General features: G+C 63.1%; 1 protein-coding gene. It reads left to right on the forward strand.

The window, feature by feature from the left end:
- Positions 1-4,012: MBG domain-containing protein (locus EN893_RS38180; protein ID WP_281062496.1), on the forward strand; the 4,012-nt coding region annotated here is incomplete at its 5' end.
- Positions 4,013-4,137 lie beyond the last annotated feature (125 nt).

Consider the following 4,137-nt stretch of genomic DNA (forward strand, 5'->3'; position numbering starts at 1 on the left):
CTACAATACCACATCCATCGCCAAGCCTGCGATCGGCGGCGGCACCACCGGCCCCAATGTCAATGTCGTCGGCCTGTCGACCTCCAGCTTCCAGAATGGCGGCGCCAACGGACTGAGTGCCGCCTTTGGCGGCGGGACTGGCGGCCTCTATCCCTATCTGAAGAGCTTCTACCCCAATGGCGTCCAGGCGATCTCCGGAATTGCCTACAAGGATGCCGGCAACACGCCGCTGATTTCCGGTACCGGCCAGCCCTATTACACAAAGAATCCCGGGCTGGTGTCCGTCGTCTCCGGCGGCGTAAACCTCGGCACAGTCTCGACCGGCGTCAACGGCTACTACTATCTCGCTCTGCCGGCGGGCGCGGTCTCGAACTCGGTGCTCGCTTACACCGTTGCCGAAGCGGACTCGGGCGCCAAGAATAGCGTGACCTTCCGGACCGGCCTGTCCGGCAGCAATGTCTCGAACCTCAACGTCTATGGCGACTGGCGGCTCGACGAGACGGATGGCTCGATCGCTTCGCTATCGACGCTGAGCAGCGCCTATAGCGCGGCTATTGGGTCAACCTCTGTCGGCAGCCTGTCCTTCGCCAATCGCCAGATTGAAACCGCAGCAGCCACCTTCGCCCTCAACCAGGCGCTGTCGGTCGGCACCGGCACGATGGCGCTGTCGTCGAACGGCGTGGTGACGCAGACGAGTGGCCTGACGGCGGCGTCGCTGGTTCTCGGTGGCACGGGTAGCTTCACCCTGACCAACGCCGGCAACCAGATCGGCAACGTCGCCGGCAACGCCGGTTCCGTCGATCTGCGCGATGGCGCAAGCCTGACGATCGCCAGTGCTTCCACCGCCCGCGGGGTTACGGCGACCGGGGTGAACACCACCGGTTCGGTAAGGCTTCAGACGGCGGGCAATCTGACCATCGCGGCAAGTGCGACGATCAGCGGAACGGATCCGGTGCTCTCAGCCGCAGGACAATTCATCAACAGTCGCGGCAGCGATGCCGTCACCGCCACCAGCGGACGCTGGCTGGTCTATACGGCAGCTCCCACCGGCAACAATTTCGGCAATCTCGACAGCGGCAACACCGCCATCTGGAACACGACCGCCGGCGGGGCGGTGAGCGCGACGGGCAACCGCTATGTCTTCGCCTATCAGCCGACACTGACGTTTACGTCCAACAGCGCGACCAAAACCTACGGCGACACCGCCCTGCCGGCAGTGACCTATTCAGTGGCGGGCTATCAGGCGGGCGCGGTCGGCGCCTATCTCGGCGACACCGCCGCCACGACCTTCAGCGGCGGCCCAAGCGTCACGTCCGTCAACCCGCCGGGCAATACACAGGTCGGAGCAGGATCCTATGCAATCACCGTCGGCGCCGGCAATCTCGCGGCGTTGAGCGGCTATGGCTTCGCCTACAGCAGCACCGGCCTGCTCACCATCGGCAAACGCGCGGTAACGGTGACGGTAACGCCGGGCCAGAGCAAGATCTATGGCGATGCGAATCCGTCATCCTATGCGTACACCGTTTCGGATCTCGGCGCCGGCGTGGCTCTGGTCGGCACCCTCAACCGCACGGCCGGGAACAGTGCCGGCACTTACGCCATCAACCAGAACAGCATCACCAACGCTAACAATTCGAACTACGACATCACCTATGTCGGCGGCAGTTTCGCCATCGCCAAGCGCGCGATCACGATCACGGCCGATGCCAAGAGCCGTATCTATGGCAACGCCAATCCGTCGCTGACCTACCAGCTGACATCAGGCAGTTTTGTCAATGGCGACAGCTTGGGCGGTTCGCTGACGACATCGGCGACCACGGCATCCGGTGTCGGCAGCTATGGCGTCACGCAGGGTACGCTCAACAACAACAATTATGCGATCACCTACGCCGGCGCCAATTTGTCGGTGACGCCGCGCGCGATCACGGTGACGGCGAATGCCAAGAGCCGTGCCTATGGCGATGCCAATCCGGCGCTGACCTATCAGCTGACATCAGGCAATTTCGTCAATGGGGACAGCCTGAGCGGTGCATTGGCAACAACAACTACGACGGCATCCAGTGTCGGCAGCTACGGCATCACGCAAGGCACACTCGCCAACGGCAACTATGCGATCACCTATGTCGGCGCCAATCTGTCGGTGGCGAAGCGCGCCATCACGGTGACAGCCGATGCCAAGAGCCGCATCTATGGCGATGCCAACCCAGCGCTGACCTATCAGCTGACCACGGGCAATTTCGTCAATGGCGACAGCCTGAGCGGCGCGCTCGCAACAGCGGCCACGACAGCATCTGGTGTCGGCAGTTACAGCATTACGCAAGGCACACTCGCCAACAGCAACTATGCGATCAGCTATGCCGGCGCCAATCTGGCGGTGACGAAACGGGCGATCACGGTGACGGCCGATGCCAAGAGCCGTGTTTATGGCGATGCCAACCCGGCGTTGACCTATCAGCTGACCGCAGGCAATTTCGTCAATGGCGACAGCCTGAACGGTGCGCTGGCGACCTCGGCAACGACAGCATCCGATGTCGGCAGCTACGGCATCACGCAGGGCACGCTCGCCAACAGCAACTACGCGATCAGCTATGTCGGCGGAAACCTGTCAGTGACGCCGCGCGCGATTACGGTGACGGCCGATGCCAAGAGCCGTGTCTATGGCGATGACAATCCAACGCTGACCTATCAACTGACCTCGGGCGATTTCGCCAATGGCGACAGCCTGAGTGGTGCGTTGGCAAGGACCGCCGCAGCATCATCCGATGTCGGCGGCTACAGCATCACCCAAGGCACGCTTGCCAACGGAAATTACGCCATCAGCTATATCGGCGCGGATCTTTCGGTGACGCAGCGCGCGATCACGGTGACGGCCGATGCGGGCCAGAGCAAGATCTACGGGGACGGAGATCCGCTGTCTTACGGCTACGGAGTATCCGATCTCGGCAGCGGCGCAGCGCTGACCGGCACGCTTGATCGCGCCGAGGGCGAGAATGTCGGGACCTATGCCATTGGCCGCGGCACCCTCACCGATGCGGCCAACGCCAACTACGACATCACCTATGTCGGCGCCGGTTTCAGCATCGGCAAGCGATTCGTGACCGTCACTGCCAGCTCGGGCCAGGGCAAGACCTACGGCAATGCCGATCCGTCGTCCTATGGCTACACCTTCACCGATCTCGGCAGTGGTGCGGCGCTGGTTGGCGCTCTCCACCGCACTCCCGGCGAAGATGTCGGCGCCTATCAGATCGGGCAGGGCACACTCGCCAATGCGGCCAATTCGAACTACGACATCAGCTATGTCGGCGCCGATTTCAGCATCGGCAGGCGTGTCGTGACCGTCACGGCCAATTCGGGCCAGGGCAAGATCTACGGCGATGCCGACCCGTCCTCCTATGGCTACACCAGCACCGATCTCGGCAGTGGTGTGGGATTGGTCGGCGCTCTCGATCGCGTTTTGGGAGAGAACGCCGGAGCTTACGCGATCGGCCAGGGCACGCTTACCGACAGCGCCAATTCGAACTACGAGATCAGCTATGCCGGTGCCGACTTCAGCATCGGCAAGCGGGCGATCACCATAGTGGCGGATGCGCAGAGCCGGCCGCAGGGCATGCCCAATCCGCCACTCACCTATTCGATCGGCGGTCTGGGGTTGGTCAACGGGGATACGTTTCTTGGCGCGCTCTCGACTGGGGCGACACACGCTAGCCCTCCTGGCAACTACGCCATCGAACAGGGAAGCCTGACCCTCTCGGCCAACTATGAACTGACCTATGTCGGTGCCGATCTGGTGGTCTCGCCGCCCAACACCGTGCCGGCACCGGATGCAGCCAGCACGGTCGCGTACAACGCCGATGCTCATGCTGCTGGCGGGCCGGCTCCGGTTTTCTTCACCGGACAGCCGGTGGCTGGCGATGCGCAAACGCTGGTTGAAGACCCGCGGCTTGATGGCCCCGCCTTCTGCCAGGGCGTGGCGGACGCAGCTTCCGTCTGCAGCGTTGCCTCGATCCGGTAGGAAGACATGACCGCGCAGCGCCAAACCCTCTCACGGCGGCACCTTAACCGCACCGGCGCGCCGTTGATGGCGCTGCTTTTGACGTCGACGGCACTTGTCGGTTTCACGTCGGCGCGAGCACAGGA

This window comes from Mesorhizobium sp. M7A.F.Ca.CA.004.04.2.1, assembly GCF_004022825.1.
In the GTDB taxonomy this organism is placed as follows: Bacteria; Pseudomonadota; Alphaproteobacteria; order Rhizobiales; family Rhizobiaceae; genus Mesorhizobium.